The sequence below is a fragment of the Oscillibacter sp. genome (assembly GCF_040505565.1).
Taxonomy (GTDB): domain Bacteria; phylum Bacillota; class Clostridia; order Oscillospirales; family Oscillospiraceae; genus Oscillibacter.
Genome location: NZ_JBEUWZ010000011.1, coordinates 37021 through 52488 on the forward strand (window position 1 = coordinate 37021; position 15468 = coordinate 52488).

At 48.0% G+C, this 15468-nt stretch carries 17 protein-coding genes and 1 riboswitch; of the genes, 7 read left to right on the plus strand and 10 right to left on the minus strand.

Features of this window, described 5'->3' with window-relative positions; all coding sequences use genetic code 11:
* Positions 1-12 precede the first annotated feature (12 nt).
* The 8 genes from ABWQ15_RS05135 to ABWQ15_RS05170 all read right to left on the minus strand — a co-directional run bounded on the left by ABWQ15_RS05135 (position 13) and on the right by ABWQ15_RS05170 (position 7950).
* Positions 13-1998, minus strand: coding sequence for a TerB N-terminal domain-containing protein (locus ABWQ15_RS05135; RefSeq protein ID WP_353907738.1), 1986 nt, complete (start codon positions 1996-1998; stop codon positions 13-15).
* Entirely contained in the window at positions 1979-2224 is a 246-nt protein-coding gene (locus ABWQ15_RS05140; protein ID WP_187035190.1) for a helix-turn-helix domain-containing protein, read from the minus strand. The genes ABWQ15_RS05135 and ABWQ15_RS05140 overlap by 20 nt, the downstream gene beginning before the upstream one ends.
* 190 nt (positions 2225-2414) lie before the next feature.
* On the minus strand, positions 2415-2864 hold the full coding sequence (locus tag ABWQ15_RS05145) for a sigma factor-like helix-turn-helix DNA-binding protein (protein ID WP_275717852.1): 450 nt from the start codon (positions 2862-2864) through the stop codon (positions 2415-2417).
* A gap of 504 nt (positions 2865-3368) precedes the next feature.
* A riboswitch (cyclic di-GMP riboswitch) is annotated at positions 3369-3458 on the minus strand.
* Positions 3459-3522: 64 nt separating this feature from the next.
* A complete protein-coding gene (locus ABWQ15_RS05150) occupies positions 3523-4377 on the minus strand; it encodes an acyl-CoA dehydratase activase (RefSeq protein ID WP_275717851.1) in 855 nt (284 codons plus the stop codon).
* Between the two features lie 4 nt (positions 4378-4381).
* Positions 4382-5614, minus strand: coding sequence for a 2-hydroxyacyl-CoA dehydratase subunit D (locus tag ABWQ15_RS05155; protein WP_275717850.1), 1233 nt, complete (start codon positions 5612-5614; stop codon positions 4382-4384).
* Complete coding sequence (locus tag ABWQ15_RS05160) at positions 5614-6327, minus strand: 4Fe-4S binding protein (protein ID WP_275717849.1); 714 nt, start codon at positions 6325-6327, stop codon at positions 5614-5616. Before ABWQ15_RS05160 ends, ABWQ15_RS05155 begins: the two co-directional genes overlap by 1 nt.
* Entirely contained in the window at positions 6324-6722 is a 399-nt protein-coding gene (locus tag ABWQ15_RS05165) for a hypothetical protein (RefSeq protein WP_275717848.1), read from the minus strand. The genes ABWQ15_RS05160 and ABWQ15_RS05165 overlap by 4 nt, the downstream gene beginning before the upstream one ends.
* A 49-nt stretch (positions 6723-6771) precedes the next feature.
* On the minus strand, positions 6772-7950 hold the full coding sequence (locus ABWQ15_RS05170) for a 2-hydroxyacyl-CoA dehydratase family protein (RefSeq protein WP_275717847.1): 1179 nt from the start codon (positions 7948-7950) through the stop codon (positions 6772-6774).
* Between the two features lie 102 nt (positions 7951-8052).
* On the opposite strand from ABWQ15_RS05170, the gene ABWQ15_RS05175 reads away from it, so the two are divergent.
* From ABWQ15_RS05175 to ABWQ15_RS05205, 7 genes are all read left to right on the plus strand, one after another.
* Positions 8053-8736, plus strand: coding sequence for a Crp/Fnr family transcriptional regulator (locus tag ABWQ15_RS05175; RefSeq protein ID WP_275717846.1), 684 nt, complete (start codon positions 8053-8055; stop codon positions 8734-8736).
* 86 nt (positions 8737-8822) lie between these two features.
* Positions 8823-10703 carry a heavy metal translocating P-type ATPase gene (locus ABWQ15_RS05180; protein ID WP_275717845.1) on the plus strand — a complete coding sequence of 627 codons (1881 nt, stop codon included), beginning with the start codon at positions 8823-8825 and terminating at the stop codon, positions 10701-10703.
* Positions 10704-10829: 126 nt separating this feature from the next.
* Positions 10830-11045: a heavy-metal-associated domain-containing protein gene (locus ABWQ15_RS05185; protein ID WP_275717844.1), complete on the plus strand. Its 216-nt coding sequence runs from the start codon at positions 10830-10832 to the stop codon at positions 11043-11045.
* 25 nt (positions 11046-11070) lie between these two features.
* Entirely contained in the window at positions 11071-11367 is a 297-nt protein-coding gene (locus ABWQ15_RS05190; RefSeq protein WP_353907739.1) for a hypothetical protein, read from the plus strand.
* A 39-nt stretch (positions 11368-11406) separates the two neighbouring features.
* A complete protein-coding gene (locus ABWQ15_RS05195) occupies positions 11407-12066 on the plus strand; it encodes a Crp/Fnr family transcriptional regulator (RefSeq protein WP_353907740.1) in 660 nt (219 codons plus the stop codon).
* 169 nt (positions 12067-12235) lie between these two features.
* Positions 12236-12550: a hypothetical protein gene (locus ABWQ15_RS05200; RefSeq protein WP_353907741.1), complete on the plus strand. Its 315-nt coding sequence runs from the start codon at positions 12236-12238 to the stop codon at positions 12548-12550.
* Positions 12551-12793: 243 nt separating this feature from the next.
* Positions 12794-13117, plus strand: coding sequence for a helix-turn-helix domain-containing protein (locus tag ABWQ15_RS05205; protein WP_353907742.1), 324 nt, complete (start codon positions 12794-12796; stop codon positions 13115-13117).
* 172 nt (positions 13118-13289) lie between these two features.
* On the opposite strand, the gene ABWQ15_RS05210 is transcribed toward ABWQ15_RS05205, so the two are convergent.
* Positions 13290-13559 (minus strand): helix-turn-helix domain-containing protein, encoded by a 270-nt coding sequence (locus ABWQ15_RS05210; RefSeq protein ID WP_353907743.1) that lies wholly within the window; start codon positions 13557-13559, stop codon positions 13290-13292.
* Positions 13560-13573: 14 nt separating this feature from the next.
* The gene (locus ABWQ15_RS05215; protein WP_353907744.1) at positions 13574-15391 is read right to left on the minus strand and encodes a VirD4-like conjugal transfer protein, CD1115 family; all 1818 of its coding nucleotides are present in this window, start codon (positions 15389-15391) and stop codon (positions 13574-13576) included.
* Positions 15392-15468 lie beyond the last annotated feature (77 nt).

Sequence of the window (15468 nt, forward strand, 5' to 3'; positions counted from 1 at the left end):
ATAACGTTCCCCCTAAGCAATTGATTTTTTCAAAGCCGGCGCGTATTCGTCCAGAATATGCGGCGATTCCTCGGCGGTATCAATCAGAATATCCCCCAGATATTGCATGGCCGCCGCATTAATGTCGTCCAGAAGAATCTGCGGCATGGTCAGCGCTTCCTCTGCGATTTTTTCCAGTTCCGGCTGCGAGTCAACGGACGCGGTCACAGCGAATAGAGCCTTTTCCTGCTCCGGCGAGAGCGCTTCCATAAAGTCACGGAATTCTTCCGGCAGGAGAGATGCGTCGAAGCACTTTGTCCGGGCTTCCTCCGCCGGTATCGCGGGCGGATTTTCATAAATGTAGGCAAGCTCGTCCCGGTAATCGTCCTCTGCGATAATATCGGCATTTTCCACGACCAGAAGCGCGCGCCCCAGATATCGTTCCGACTGCCGGTTGATCTCCTGAATCAAAGCTTCGTCCCCCGGCTGGGAAGGAGCCTCCCATGCGCTTTTCTGCAAGAGGTCCAGAAGGCCTCGCGTCTCAGGCGACAGCGCCAGATAAATCGAGGTGACCTCTTTCACATCGGTCAGTAAAGCCTTTTCTGCTTTGGATTCTGGTTCTTCCACTGAGAGTGCTTCCCGCACGGCATCCGATTCTTCCCGCAGCGTGTTAATATTTTCAAAATTCAAGACGACCTTCGTGGGCTTTTCCTCTGATAAATCGGTTCTCTGTCGATTGCCATACTCTTTTGTCAGGAAACTGTCGATCAGTTTTGAGGTTTCCGGGTCCAGCGTAATCCCGCGAAGACGGCCCCGGCATCCGCATAGGTTTCTCAGCGAGTTTTCGCCGTAGCGAACCAGCTCGTTGATGTAAGCGCGCAACTTTGGATAAGCGGAATAGCCCTTAACCGTGAAGGCTATTTTTTGATTTGCCTGGGGGCATACCGCGCTTGCAAACGCATAGTATTCCTGCTTTTTTGCTCGGGTCGGACCATAGGTATCCAGGATGCCCTTTCCCGTCTTCTTTTGAAGAGCGGCGTCGGCAAGAGCCACAACCCGAGGGATAGCCTCCCGCATCAGTTCCTGATTGCCGTCTTTATAGAACTTGCTGCTGACGATGGAATAGTCGCACAGCGCGTCAATGAGAGAAAAAGAGAGCTTCAATGGAACCTCGGACGCATGCCGGGCAATCATCAGATCCGTTTTAGCCGAGGGCGATGCGTGAGGGTTCTCCTGCTCTGAAAGGGAAAAGTCTGTAAGTTCATACTGTCGGGCGAAGTCAAATATCCAATCTCCCAGATAACGGTCCAGCGCGGGAAATCTCTCCCGGTAGGCGTTCCATACCCGCTTGAGCTTTTCATAGCCGTCCCGCGGGGATTCCCATCCGGTTCCGCTGAGCAGCTCATAAATCAGTACGAAAATGTACGACAGATCCGTGTCAATGTAATTTCTCTGGCGGACCTGAGAACGCCAGTAGAAGTACCATGCCTGCTGGCTTTTGTTCATACTGTCGTAAGTCGGCCAATAAGACATAAACGGCACAAATGGGACTTCTTTTCCATCCTTCTGTGCAAACCTTTTCATATCCGCAAAGAACTTTTCATGCGGATCATGGATCGAAACCCGGACTGTAGAAGCGGAATACTGCGGCCTTGCGGGAACGGCTTGTTTTTTCTCCGGCTCCCCCTGGAGCACCATGTCGGAAAAGCCGGGGGCCGTCGGTGATGGGGAATGGATATTGGCCTTTTCTTGCGGACTGGCGGAAGACACCCCGGCCGAAGCCATCCGCTTTCTGATGCTCCTGTAAGCAAAAATATACTGAACGATCCCGACAATCCAAAGGAACGGCGCTGTGGATGGGACCGCGAAGGTTACAACCGCATAAACAATCCCGCAGATAATATGCAGTGCGTTAGTATTCACGATGCCGATATAAAGCACGGAAAGCCAATTGATCCAGGGAATAAAGGAGAGCACCCTGCAGAACTTTCCGGGCAGCTTAGGAGCTGTGCTTTTCATTCTCGGATTCCTCCTTTTCTGTGGATACTGGCTTGACCTCCATGATATCGGACACATCGCAATTTAACGCGTTGCAGATTTTTACGAGAATATCCGTATTGACATTTTCGCTTTTCCCCAGCTTGGCAAGCGAGGATGGGCTGATGCCGGCCGAAACACACAGATCTTTCTTTTTAATATCACGATCGATGAGCAGTTTCCATAATTTTTTATAGCTAACAGACATAGACATCCCCCTAAATTTGGATATTCACATTATACAACGTAACTGTCGAATTCTCAAATATATTTGGGAGAAATCAAAGAAAAATCCGAGATGATGTCACAGTCAGTATTCATATGAGCCTATGGAATTGTGGAGATGTCCCCCTCACTCATTTCTATGTTGAGCAAGGGGGACAAGCAGAAAATTTTTTTTACTTTTCCATAAGTTTTTTTAACTTCGCCAGAATTTTTATCTTCCGGTCATGAATGGTTCGTTGGGCGATGCCGATTTCTCTGGACACCTGATGCTCACTTTTGCCTTTGAAAAACAGAGCAGTGATCAATTTCTGTTCCTCCGTGCTGAGCTGCTTGAGGCAGGTCAGCATTTTTTCGATCATCACGGTCTTGATTGCGGCATCGTCCACGCCCTCGCCAGCGGCGATAAACTGCTTGTTTTCCTCCAGAAGCCGTTCATAGGAGTCCTCCCTGCTGGGGAGATATGTAACGGCGCCGCTCACAGAATCGATCCGGCATCGCTCGACTTTGATGTCATACTGCAAATATTCCATCTGTCGGTCGCTTTTCTCCAAGACCTCAATGATTTCTTTGCTCACACCGGGATATTTCGCATGGTAATCCGTTCTTTTCTGATACTTTGCCATAAGGCTTGTCCTCCATTTCGTGATTGTTGAAATCCGGAAATGAAGAACAAGCGGCGGAGCCCGGCAGCGCGGTATAGCTGCAAACAACAAAACAGGAGCGTACTTGTGAGCATGGTTGCCCACAGGTTCGCCCCTGTAAATTATTTCATATTCTACCTGCTCTGGTGGTTCGTATTGCTGCCCGCGTTGCTCCCTTGAAAAGCACAGGCTTTTTTTGACAAGCTACCGGTTAGAAAAGCGATGTGCAGCAGATTGTAGTCCGCTACATCACGCTCGGCCGCTGTTACCGAGCGGCCGCCTGAAGTTCAGAGCATATCGAATGCGCATAGAAAAGCCCTCCAAACCTGCAAGTCTGGAGGGTACGTGTTTATTCAGGCATAAGAATAGACCCGCCAAACTCACGTTTTTTTTGTTGGCGGGTAGCGCCATGTTCTTAATTTTTCCGTTCCAATGTACATTGCAAAGAATGCCCTGATCCTGTCAAAAGGACAGACTCAGGACATTCTTTGCAACCAGGCTGTCATAGCGTTATTTAAACGCTTTAGATCCTTGGCTTTGCGTCCCAGTCTTTCGACAAGTTTGCCCTTATCATTATTTTGTTACTGAATATCACCGGCTTGCCCCGGTACATTCTAGTACATGGAGCGCTGCCTTTACATCACCTACCAGTAAACTTCTGGATAGTGCCCTTATGATTTTCAGTTTCCTCATAACTTTTAAATTCCTTTTCAGCGTTCTGCATGCCAATTAAAGCAGCCCCGATTGCACCGTTGAACTGTGGATAATTTGCCTTGTAAATATCGCACATCAGTTCATCTTCCAGAGCTGATCGAAGAGCGTCATTGTTAGCGCCGCCTCCGGTCATCAACACATCACCGTCCGATTTATATTTGCGTGCCAGTTTGGCAATACGGTTTGCCATGGAGATGTGCATACCGGCAAGGATGTCATTCCGGCTCTTCTTTTGAGCAAGGAGAGAGATCACTTCCGTCTGGGCAAAAACGGCGCAGGTGCTGTTGATTTGGCAGGGGTCAGTACTCTCTTTCGCAAGTGAAGCAATCTGATCGATTGTGGTTTCCAAAAGATCAGCCACAACCTCCAGAAATTTTCCTGTTCCAGCGGCGCATTTATCGTTCATTGTAAAATTCACGATATGTCCATCGAGACCAAGGCTGATGATCTTGCTGTCCTGGCCTCCGATATCAATAATCAGACGCGGGTGCACATTTTCGGGGGCCGTCAGCTGTACACCGCAGGCATGAGCGGTGATTTCTGAAATCGTAGCGTCCGCAAGGCCGATACTGCGCCTGCTGTATCCGGTTGCGGTGATTACGGCGATATTATCGCGTGTGATACCTTCATCCATATAGATTTTTTCAAGCAGCTTCGCCGCGGTTTCTTCGCAGTCGATGCCCGTCGGAAGGAGTTCCGCACCTAAAACACGGTTATCCTTTATTAATGCCGCTTTCAGGTAAGTTGAACCGGCATCCAGTCCCACATAATAGTTTCCCATGTATTTATCTCCTTTGCTCTATCAATTCAACAAACGCTTCCAGACGGATTTTCACCTGTTCGGCATCTTCGGCGGAAAAATCAGTTTCAACACGCAGAACCGGAATATTCAATTTTTCCGCCAGCTGTTCCACCATTGACAGCTCGAAATCGTAAGGCGTACAGCCGCGCAGGATATGATAGATAACGCCCTCCGCCTTCGTCTGACGCAACTTTTCTGTGAGACTGCTGAGACGGTCATCCGTCTGCTCGAATACCGGGCACGTACATGCGCAGACATATCGTGCCGTAAGCGCACGCAAGATACCATCCGTACTGTAATCGTCAGGAACAACCGGGTCATATAAAAGCCGCCCCGCCATACACGTCTCGTCTCCGACGATCTGCGCCCCCAGACTTTCCATCAAAAACGGCAGTTTATAGTTTGGAAATGTAATGGGAGAGCCCGCAATAAAGATACGCGGTTTTTTCCTCTTAAGCGGTTGCATTACAGCCGCTTTGTGAGAGAGTCCGGCATTCAGCATTTTCGCATGCTGCGTCCAGCTTTCCGGTGTATCATAGCAATAGCTGTTAAGCACAGCCATAACCTGTGAACCCATGACAGACGGATTGTCAGATGAGAGCAGAGCGTATAGTTTGTATGCTTCTTGCTGTGCCGCATTAATGCTTTTGCATGATTCGATCAGTTTTCGGTTGGAAAACCTGCGGCCCGTTTCTTTGGAAATACTTTTCATGAGCGCGTGCATGTTTTGCAAATTCTGCGCAAAACGATCCTCCGACTTATCCATCTCAAGCGGCAAAGGGATAACCGGAAGGTACTGCGACAAAAGCGCCGCGCTCTTTCGTTTGCCATCGCAGGTCATCGGCAGCACCGCAAACTTGCACTGCTGATAGATTGGCATGACGCGCATTGCGTGAAAACCGGCGGTTGCTTTCAAAACCGGGCAGGCGTCACGCGGGACAATCTCGTCTCCGATCATTGCCGCAACGCTGTGCCCAGCGCATAAGCGAAGCGGCCTGTAACCAAACGCGTATATCATTTCATCCGGCACCATCACGCAGTAGCTGCCAATGTACTCGTTGTCATCCTTCTCAAAATCGACAAATGTTTTTCTGAGGACATCAGTGAAATATCCAAGCCCCTCAGGAATATCCCGCGAGGATGTCAACTGTTTCAGGGAGCCTGCGGACACGCGCGAAATATTTCTCTTATAACGTTCCAATGTACGATCTTCCATTATTTCACCTGCTTTATATTCCGTTTGGATGACAATACCGTTTTCCCGAACAAGGTAAAGGAAAGCACATCCTGTTCCGGGCATGCCTCAATGCACTTCATACAGTAAATACAGTCTGAGTGAGTGATATCGGATTTGCTGCGTTCCTCATAAATGGAACGGATATCCATGGGGCAGCATTCAAGACAAGCACGGCAGTGTGTACACGCAGTGCTGTCTTTTTTTATTTTTCCGAAACTGATTTTATTGACAAAGCCTCGGAGTGTCCCTAACGGGCAGTATTTACAGAACGCCCGTTCTTTCAAAAAGCAAATTCCCGTCACGACGCCTACGATGATGATTTTATAAATACTCATATCCGCGCTGCTGAAGGAAAGGTCGGGCCGTATGTACATAACCGGGCGCATTCCAAAAAACAAAACACTAGCCAGAAAATACACAAGTATGATCCATTTCAGCGGACGCAAATAGGACTTTGCTTTTAATGACACATGGAATGTTGGGATATGCAGCCTTTTCCGAAGCATTGACAGCAGTTCCTGATAAAAGCCCAGCGGGCAGACATAGCCGCACCAGAGACGCCCAAAAACCAGAGCGCTGAAGATGCTGAGCAACAAAATAATAATCCGGTATCCGCTTCCCAGAAAAACGAGTGCGACAACGGCAATCAGTAGACACATGATACGGAAAGCCGTAATTTTACGCTGTTTCAATGTGTCTCCCCCTCACTCTGCAGTACCGGAAGCGGTTCAATGCGGTTTTTCTTTTTTTTGTAATAGATTATCATGCCTCCCGATGTCAATACAGCAATACCAAAAATAGAGGCAACATTTTCGATGCGCTTAAGTGTTTTTGCCTGCATAGCGGTTTCGGTTTGATTACCGCCGTTTGGCTGGGCCGCACTCCCGGCGTTTTGTGTTATATTGCTTGCGTGCGCTGAGGTTCCGACTGCCGGGCTCCGCGCAAGATTTGTTTTGACAGCGAAAAATACGATTGTGACAAGAGCGGCTGCTATCACGACGGTCATAATTCCGCGGTGCGCTTTTGCCGCTTTTTTCTTTTCCACAGTCTTTTGATGCAGTTCTTGTAAAAGAAAGCTGAATGACATAAGTTCCTCCTTGATCGTTTTGAGTTTTTAAGCTGATGAATATTCATTTTTATACTACCGCGGACAGTCTTCCGGTCTGCATCAGCAGTTCAGAAAACGCTTCCAGGCGAATTCTGATCTGTTCGGTATCGGCATTCGTATAATCCGTTTCAATGCAGACAAACGGAATCCCCGCTCTGATCGCGGCTTTTTCGATCCGCTCCGCTTCATAAGCATACATGAGCTGTCCCTTGAGAAGATGGTAGATTACGCCTCCAGTGTTTTGCAGGAAAGAGGTATCAGAACACAGCACGCGGGCAATATCGTTTCGTGCCGATCTGTAATGAATTTCATGTAGCTCCCTGAACATTGAATTCAGTGAGGAAGGATCACGCTTCATAAGCTCCGTATAATCCTCCGGATCGGGGATTCCGCAGAGATTCTCATAATCGCGGATACCAACATTATGTAGTACGGACGGAATTTTGGCATTAGGGAAAAAGATCGGCGATCCGATCAGAAGCAGACGAGACCGGTTTTCGGACATCGGTTTCAAATTTTCTTTGGCCAATCCATTCACGTGGTCAGTCCATTCATGAATGTCAGGAGCAAGATAATAGGTCTGATTGATAAAATCCTTTGCGATTTGCGGAATGTCCATAGCCTTCAGGCAACGGAGGGCATGATGCGCGCTGGTGATCTGCTTCGCGGCAGTTCGTATGCTCTTGGCGGTGACCGGCCGATGTGTGAGCTTTTGCAGCTCCATAACAAAATCCATTTGTGACGACTGAAACCGCAGGGTGGCTTTTGAATTCAGAAACGGCTCCTCCTCCACCACGATCACCGGATGCCCCAAATCCTTTAAATAAGGCAGGACTTTGCGCGTGTCGGCGTTGCTCACCGGCACGACCATGGCGATGATATCCCTCATGCGGGCAAGCTGCCCGGAAAAGAGAATGCTGCTTGCAGATTTCAATACAGGGTCCGAAATCTGCGGAAACACCTGTTCCGCATATTGATCCGTAAAGTAATTACCGCCAAGCAGAAATTGCGGGTTCGCACCGGCAGCTCGGATATATAATTCGGGAATACCGGTCCCCAATACCGCTATGGACGGCATTTCTGCCTTTTGTTCACCAAACCAGAATCCCTTCCAGATATCAAAAAAATAATCAAGCGGGATATCTGGTGCTTTTTCGCGCACGGCATCCATCGATTTCAGAATCTGATTCTCATATTTTTTATCCAAAACATTTAAGGCCCCTTTCATCTTTGATACTTATGTATTATAATCAAAAACAAAAGTGAAAGGAGTAACCACGGTTACTCCTTTGAAGAAAGGTGTGCTATTTTGGATAATTTATTTTCGATACTTGAAACGGTTGATCTGTTTAACTGCTTCTCTACTGATGAGTTGGATAAATTGTTTCAAAACAATCTTTACCATATCAGAACTTATTCCAAAGATTCCGTGGTACATCTTCAGAACGAAAAATGTGAAAACCTCGACATCATTTTAAATGGGGCTGTTTCGGTACAAAAAATTGATTCGAATGGGGATCTGCTCACGATTTGCAGTTTTTCTGCCGGCGAGGTTATGGGAGAAAACCTTTTGTTTTCACACAGGAATTTTTATCCCATGACAATCACCGCCAAATGTGACGCGGAAATTCTCCAGATCAAGAAAGAATTGATTTTAAAGCTATGCCAGGATAACAGTAAGTTTCTGAAGGGTTTTCTCCAGTCCGTATCCGACAAAACGCTTATTTTAACAGGCAAAATTAAAGTATTAACGTTAAAGACAATTCGACAATGCATTATTGAGTTTTTGCTTTACGAATACCACGCTCAAAAATCCGCAACAATTAAATTGAATATGACCAAAAAAGAACTGGCTGAAAAAATAGGGGTTCAAAGGCCATCTCTGTCAAGAGAACTGAATAAAATGAGGAAAGACGGCCTAATCACCTATGATCCCACACAGATTACAATCATTGATGTTGATTCGCTGAGCCAACTGCATATCGACTCATGACACAAAGAAGATAAGTTTTTTGACACACGTCAATTACTTCCCTGACAGGATCTGCTACGATTCAGACAGTTAGGAGGTAGATACACATGAGTAAATGGAATCGAAAACTGAATCAATTCCTTAAAAAGTATACGACACCTTTTACATTTGCAGCAGGCATACTGACAGTCTTAGGGTATCTGGCAGAACGACTGACAAATATGAGAACAGCCACAATCATTTGTTATCTCGTTGCCACAGTGCTAGCAGGATTGCCAATCTTCTTCCGGGCAATCACAGGACTGAGGATGAAAGCCATTGGCATTGAAGTTTTAGTGAGCATTGCAGTATTTGGCGCACTGTTTATCGGAGAGTACAGCGAAGCAGCTATCGTGACATTTCTTTTCCAATTCGGAACATACCTGGAACAGCGTACGTTGCAGAAGACCCGCAGTGCCATCCGGATGCTTACAGAGATGGCACCCGCCACTGCATGGAGATTGGAGAGCCAGACAGCTGAACCAGAGGAGATTGATGCAGATGAGGTGAAAGAGGATACCCTGCTGCTGGTCAAGACTGGTGGAAAGGTAGCCGTTGATGGTATCATCGAATTCGGAGAAGGGTATCTGAATGAGGCAAGCATCAACGGCGAATCCGTTCCAATTCATAAGGTGGTTGGAGATCAGGTCTATGCCGGAACCATCCTTGACAGTGGAATCTTACAGATGCGTGCAACCCGTGTGGGGGAGGATACCACCTTTTCCAAGATTATTGCACTGGTGGAGGAGGCACAGGATGCGAAATCCCCGGTGGAACGATTTATTGACAGGTTTGCCAAATGGTATACACCCGCAGTCGTTGTAATTGCAGCACTTGTTCTGCTCATTACCCGTAACCTGGATACAGCGATCACCGTTCTTGTCCTTGCATGTCCGGGAGCCCTGGTCATTGGGGCACCGGTAGCCAACGTGGCTGGTATCGGCCGCGGTGCGAGAGACAGTGTGTTGTTAAAAGGCGGTGACAGCGTGACAACCTTCGCCAAGGTGGATACCTTCCTGTTTGATAAGACAGGAACACTTACTACAGGTCATCCTGATGTGACAAATGTTTACAGCTACACAGAAGATATTCCAGGTGCTATGAAGTTGGCGGCAGCCTTAGAAAGTACAAGCGATCATCCGCTGGCAAAGGCAATTGTGAATTATGTAAAGAAGCAGGATGTTACAGTGGAAAAAGCGGTTGCCAGTGAGACATTGAAAGGATTTGGAGTTCGTGCTGACATAGATGGAAATGTCATAATAGCAGGCAGCAAACGGATGATGACGGAACAGGGAATCACCCTGACAAAGGAACAGCAGCGAGATTTACAAGAGGCACAAAGGAATGGCGCATCCACAGTTCTGATTTCTGAGAATGAAAAGATTTTATTATTGTTTGCTATTTCTGACAAGATTAAGGATGGCGCAGCAGAAACGATTGCAAATCTAAAGCGTCTGGGCATCAAAAAGACAGTGATGCTCACGGGAGATAATCGTAAGACAGCAGAAGCAGTTGCAGCAGAGATTGGAATAGATGAAGTGCAGGCAGAACTTCTGCCGGAGAACAAGCTTTCTGTAATACAGAAGATGCAAAGAGAAGGCAGAATCGTTGCATTCGTAGGGGACGGCGTTAATGACAGCCCGGCACTTGCTGCAGCTGACACAGGAATTGCCATGGGAGGCGGAACAGATGTGGCTGTGGAAACCTCGGATGTGGTTCTGATGCGCTCCAACCTTGAGAGCATCCCGGTGGCGATAAAGCTGGCAAAAAGAACAGTCAGTGTCCTGCAACAGAATATCGTGATTGCCGTCGGTACGGTGCTGTTGCTTTTAGCGGGACTTTTTGCCGGATATATCCGCATGGCAAGCGGCATGTTTATACATGAAGCAAGTATCCTGGTGGTCATCCTGAATGCTATGCGGCTTCTTCATAGAACAAAGAAATCATGAAGGGTTATGAGTCCATGGAAAAAGCGCAGTTTAAATCATGGATTGTAAAAAGTTGATCTGCATCAAGTATTTGATAAGCAACCCATGTTAAAATCATGATATCAATGAAAAAGGAGCGAATTTAATATGAAAAAATGTACCATGCAGTTGGGCGAACTGGTCTGTCCTATGTGTGCACAGAAAATCGAGGCCGTACTGAAGAATGCTCCGGGAGTGGATTCCGTGTCCATCTTGTTCAACTCCAGTAAAGCCAAGGTGCAGTACGATGAACAGACAACGGAACCTGAAAAGCTCGCCGAGGTTGTCAGAAGTATCGGCTATGAAGTATTGAAACTTTCATAAGAATAAAAGATAAGAGAGAGTTAACATGACATATCAGGAAATTGTAAATAGCAGCGATGTAAAGGAATTAAACAAGATCTTACCAGTCGTACAGCGCGTTCACTCTGGAAACCATCCGGAGCTTTCCAGAGTGGGAGAAATTTATTCAGACATTCTTAAAGGCGCAAAATCCGGTAAAAGCAGTGAAGAAATGGCTAAGCTGTTAGATGAACTGAAATCCATAACAGGAAGTTTTATGGTTCCCGCAGATGCATGTGCTACTTTTTGTAGAACCTATGAGCTTTTGGCAAAGCTTACAGAAAATATAAGCAAAGCTGCTTAAAAGAACCTCGCCAAAACGTTTTCGGAATGGAGGGAAAAAATGTCAGGACACGTATGTGCAGAGAATGTGCCGATTTTCAATCACTTAAGTCACGAAAACCTGGAGAAAATCAGCGGAATCATGCAACACCGCTGTTATGCAAAAGGAGAAATTATCTATTCTCCCAATAAATCATGTGGATTATTTATCCTTGCAAAAGGCAGGATCAAAGTTTATCAGCTTTCGGGTTCTGGGAAGGAACAGTTGCTTCGTGTACTGGAGCCTGGAAGTGTTATAGGAGAAGACACCTTATTTGGCTCCAGCAATCCGAACAGTTTTGGGGAAGCACTGACAGATATTGAGGCGTGTGTCATAGGGCGTGAGGAATTCATGGAGCTGCTCATACAATATCCTGCTATCAGTGTCAAGCTGCTGGAAGAATACAGCCGCAAGCTGGCAGAGGCGGACCAGTTGACTACCCGCACAGCGACGGAAAGTGTCGCGTTAAGACTAGCTTCCTACCTAATTGACCTGTCAAAGGTCGCCGGGGCGGATACATTTGTACTTCCACTGTCTATGAAGGAGTTAGCAGCATTTTTAGCTACCACACCCGAGACCCTTTCAAGACGAATGCGACAGTTTGAAGATGATGGATTTCTGGGACGGTCGGGGAAAAACATACGCCTCTTACAGAAAGATGCATTGGAAAACGTCTTATAATAGGCGGATTATACCTATCTGGCAAACAGGAGCAACATGGTTTCGAGGCAGAAGCCACGAATGTTTATGGCTTCTGCCTCTTCTTTTAAAAATTATAAACTTGATATAAATCAAGGTAAGCGGCGAAAGTCTCCAGTATAATGAGAAAAAAGGAAAAGAAGGACAATAGATGTTTGGAAGATCAAATCATTTAAAGAACTGCTCGAAATCTGTACAGAAATCGTTTAAGACACTGAATATGTTTCTACCGAAAGTGCAGAAAATACATGGGGCGAAACATCCGGAGTTGATGGAAGTTAAACAGGTAACAGACGAACTGCAGGCCGTACTTGAAGATGGTATGGATACTGGCAGAGCAACGGCCTTATTGGAAAAACTCAGAAGCCTCACAAGAAACTATGCAATTCCATCAGATGCTTGCCCAGCATATAAGAACGCCTATAAGGCTCTGTCGCAGATTGATGCGATATTGTCAGCGGTGTAATGGCCTAAAGCTTTTGCTATTACGATTTTATAAAGTTAAAAAGCAACATCAAAGGTACACAATGTCGGTAAGACATGGAATCGCTCATACACATGGTCTAGCTGCAATAAATACTCCCATTAAGTATGTGCGGGAGAGCAAAGGGAAGCAAGTCCTTGATAAATAATTCGCCATAACCGTCATCATCAGTTCGTTCTCTTTTTTCTTCCTCCACGGTAAAATTTCCTTGGAGGTGAACTGACAGTGGAGGAACTACTGAATAACTTTGGCCAGACGATCAAAGACGCAAGACTGGCTACTGGAATGACACAGGACGCTCTTGCCGAACAAACCGGGATCACGACGCGGTATATCATGGCAATTGAAAATGAGAATAAATTGCCGAGAGTAAAAGTGCTGTTTAAGCTCATTCGCGCCTTGAAAATATCCGCGGATACCATCTTCTATCCTGAAATTAAACACACAGATAAGAAAAAGGAACACATCATTCACATGATTCAGCTGTGTGACGAGCGGGATCTTCAGGTTGTTACAGCAACCGTCAAGGCGTTGCTGGACACGAAATGAGCAAAGGGTCATCTTCTTACGGGGAGATGGCCCTTTCCCGTAGAGTAGATTGTTTTTCTCTGACGTTAGCTTTCTGTTAGAGTGGGACCTTCACTGACGGTTCACCATGAACCGTACCACAGTCCAGCGTATGGACAGACCTCCCCCTTGGAGGAACGTCCGTTTTTCGGCGCTAACTGGAATCAGCCTTCGTCAGATAAAACATGTTGCTGCTCTTGCCGCCGTTTTCCCGCCAGCGCTGCTCCCTGCGCAGGTAACCGCTTTTTTCAAGGTCGGCAATCGCGCGTTTAACGGTGCTGCGGGACAGCTTCAGTTCCCTGGCGATGGTACCAATCGCCGGATAGCATTTGCCGTCCTGGTCGGCCCGATCGCGCAGATACATATACACCGCCCTTGCCCGGTGGGGCAGCACCGAGGAATAAAGCGAGGAAAAATAGCTCATTGAATCGCCTCCCGCTATATCCGTATCGAGGGCTTTTGCTGCTCCGGCACCTTATGCTCCAGTGCGGGGGTATGCTGGATACCGGCGGAGGCAGAAGAATCGGGTTCCACCTTTTCCTCCGGATCGGCTTCGCACGCGGCGTTGCGCCGGATGATTTCTTCCTCAAGTGAGTGCCGGTTCGCGTACTCCACCTTTCGGGCGGATTGCTCCGCGATCTCATATGGTTTGCCGAAGGTGATGCCCCATTCGAGGAACAGCTTCAGCCGGGTACGCATCGGGTAAACCCCTGTCTTTGTGACGATAAACCGGCCCTTGGGCATGGATTTCAGCTCGTCGGGCGTCATCAGCGGCCGCTCGATCATCTGCAGGGACTGGCTGGGATCGTTCTTCCCGCGGCTGATGGAGCCGCTCATGACGGTCTGATTACCAAGGGCTTTCGAGAGAATCTGCGCCGACTCGCTGTTGGGGGCGAAGCCGCCGAACACGGTGTCCTGGCAGTTGTCAATTATTATGGAGGCGCCCTCTTTGCCGTAATTTTTCTCCAGCTGCGCAAAGCTCTGGATGATGGCGACGATAGACACGCGGCGCGACCGGCTGGCGGAGAACATCATCTCGGCCGACTCAATTTTTGGGATGGTTCCTATCTCGTCGAGGAACATCATCACCCGGTTCGGCAGCTTGCCGCCGTACTCGTCGGCCACCGAAAGAATTTCCCGATAGAGCTGCTGAACGATCAGCGAAATGATGAAATACTTCGTGTTGTCTTCCTCCGGCATGACGAGGAAGACGGCGCTTTTCTCCGTGCAGAATTTTTCCGCGTCAATGGCGGTGTCGAAGCACAGCACCTGCTCCAGCTCGGAATCCAGAAAAGCGTTAAGCCGGGAGAGCGCCGTGGACAGGACGCTCTGCATGGCCTGCTCCGCCGTGTTGAGCGCGGCGCCGGCGAACCATTTGGTCTTGTGCTCGTCGGGCAGATGCGCCAGAAGCATCTGGAAAAGCGTCCGGCCCTTCACGCCGCTAGGCGCCAGCAGATCCTGAATGAGCTTGAACACCGACACGATGTGCCGCTGCTTCGGCTCGCAGTATTCGGCAATCAGCAGGATGACAGAGGTCAGAAGCCCCTCGGCCGCATCGTAGAAGAAAGCGTTCTGTCCGGCCGAAGCAGTGTCGAAACCTCCGGAGTTGATGATAGTCTTTGCTGTGATTTTGGCATATTTCTCCGCTCTGGCTTTATACGCCAAGTTCTCCGGGTTTTTAAGATACAGATCCATGTACCGGTTGACCAGATGGAGCAGATTGTTGCCGTCCGAGCGGGTGGGGTTGCGCAGGTCGATGACCGCCACATGGTAACCGTAATCATCCTTTGCGATTCCCGCGTAATTGCGGTAGAGGTCGCCTTTCGTATCGGTGGTGATGAAAGACATGCCGCAGGCACAGGCGTATTCGAGGTTCGGATAGAGGAAATTCGCGGTCTTGCCGACACCTGCCGCACCGATCATCAGACAGTGGATATCATCGTCATCCACCAGCGCGTAGCCATGGGGAGCCGTTTTATCGAACAGGGACGCTTTTCGCCAGCCGACCACCAATCCCTGCGCTGTGGGCCGGTTTTCTCCCTTGCGCCATTTTTCCGGCTCAAATCTGACTTCCGTATAGGTCTTTTTAATTTCCTGTTTGGTTGCCCAGCGCGCCGTACCGTGCTGGCCGTCGCCCACGGTCTTGGACTTGATGCCGTTCAGGGTGTAGTAATGGGCCAGAAAGGATAAAAAGCCGATCACGCCGAACATGGTGAGTCCGGCTGCGATCAGGGTGATAATTTGGGATGCTTGCAATGAGATCACCTCCGTATTTTTTATAAAAGCCTAAATTGTAAAGTGAGAATCCATACCATTATTTATCGTGTTACGAC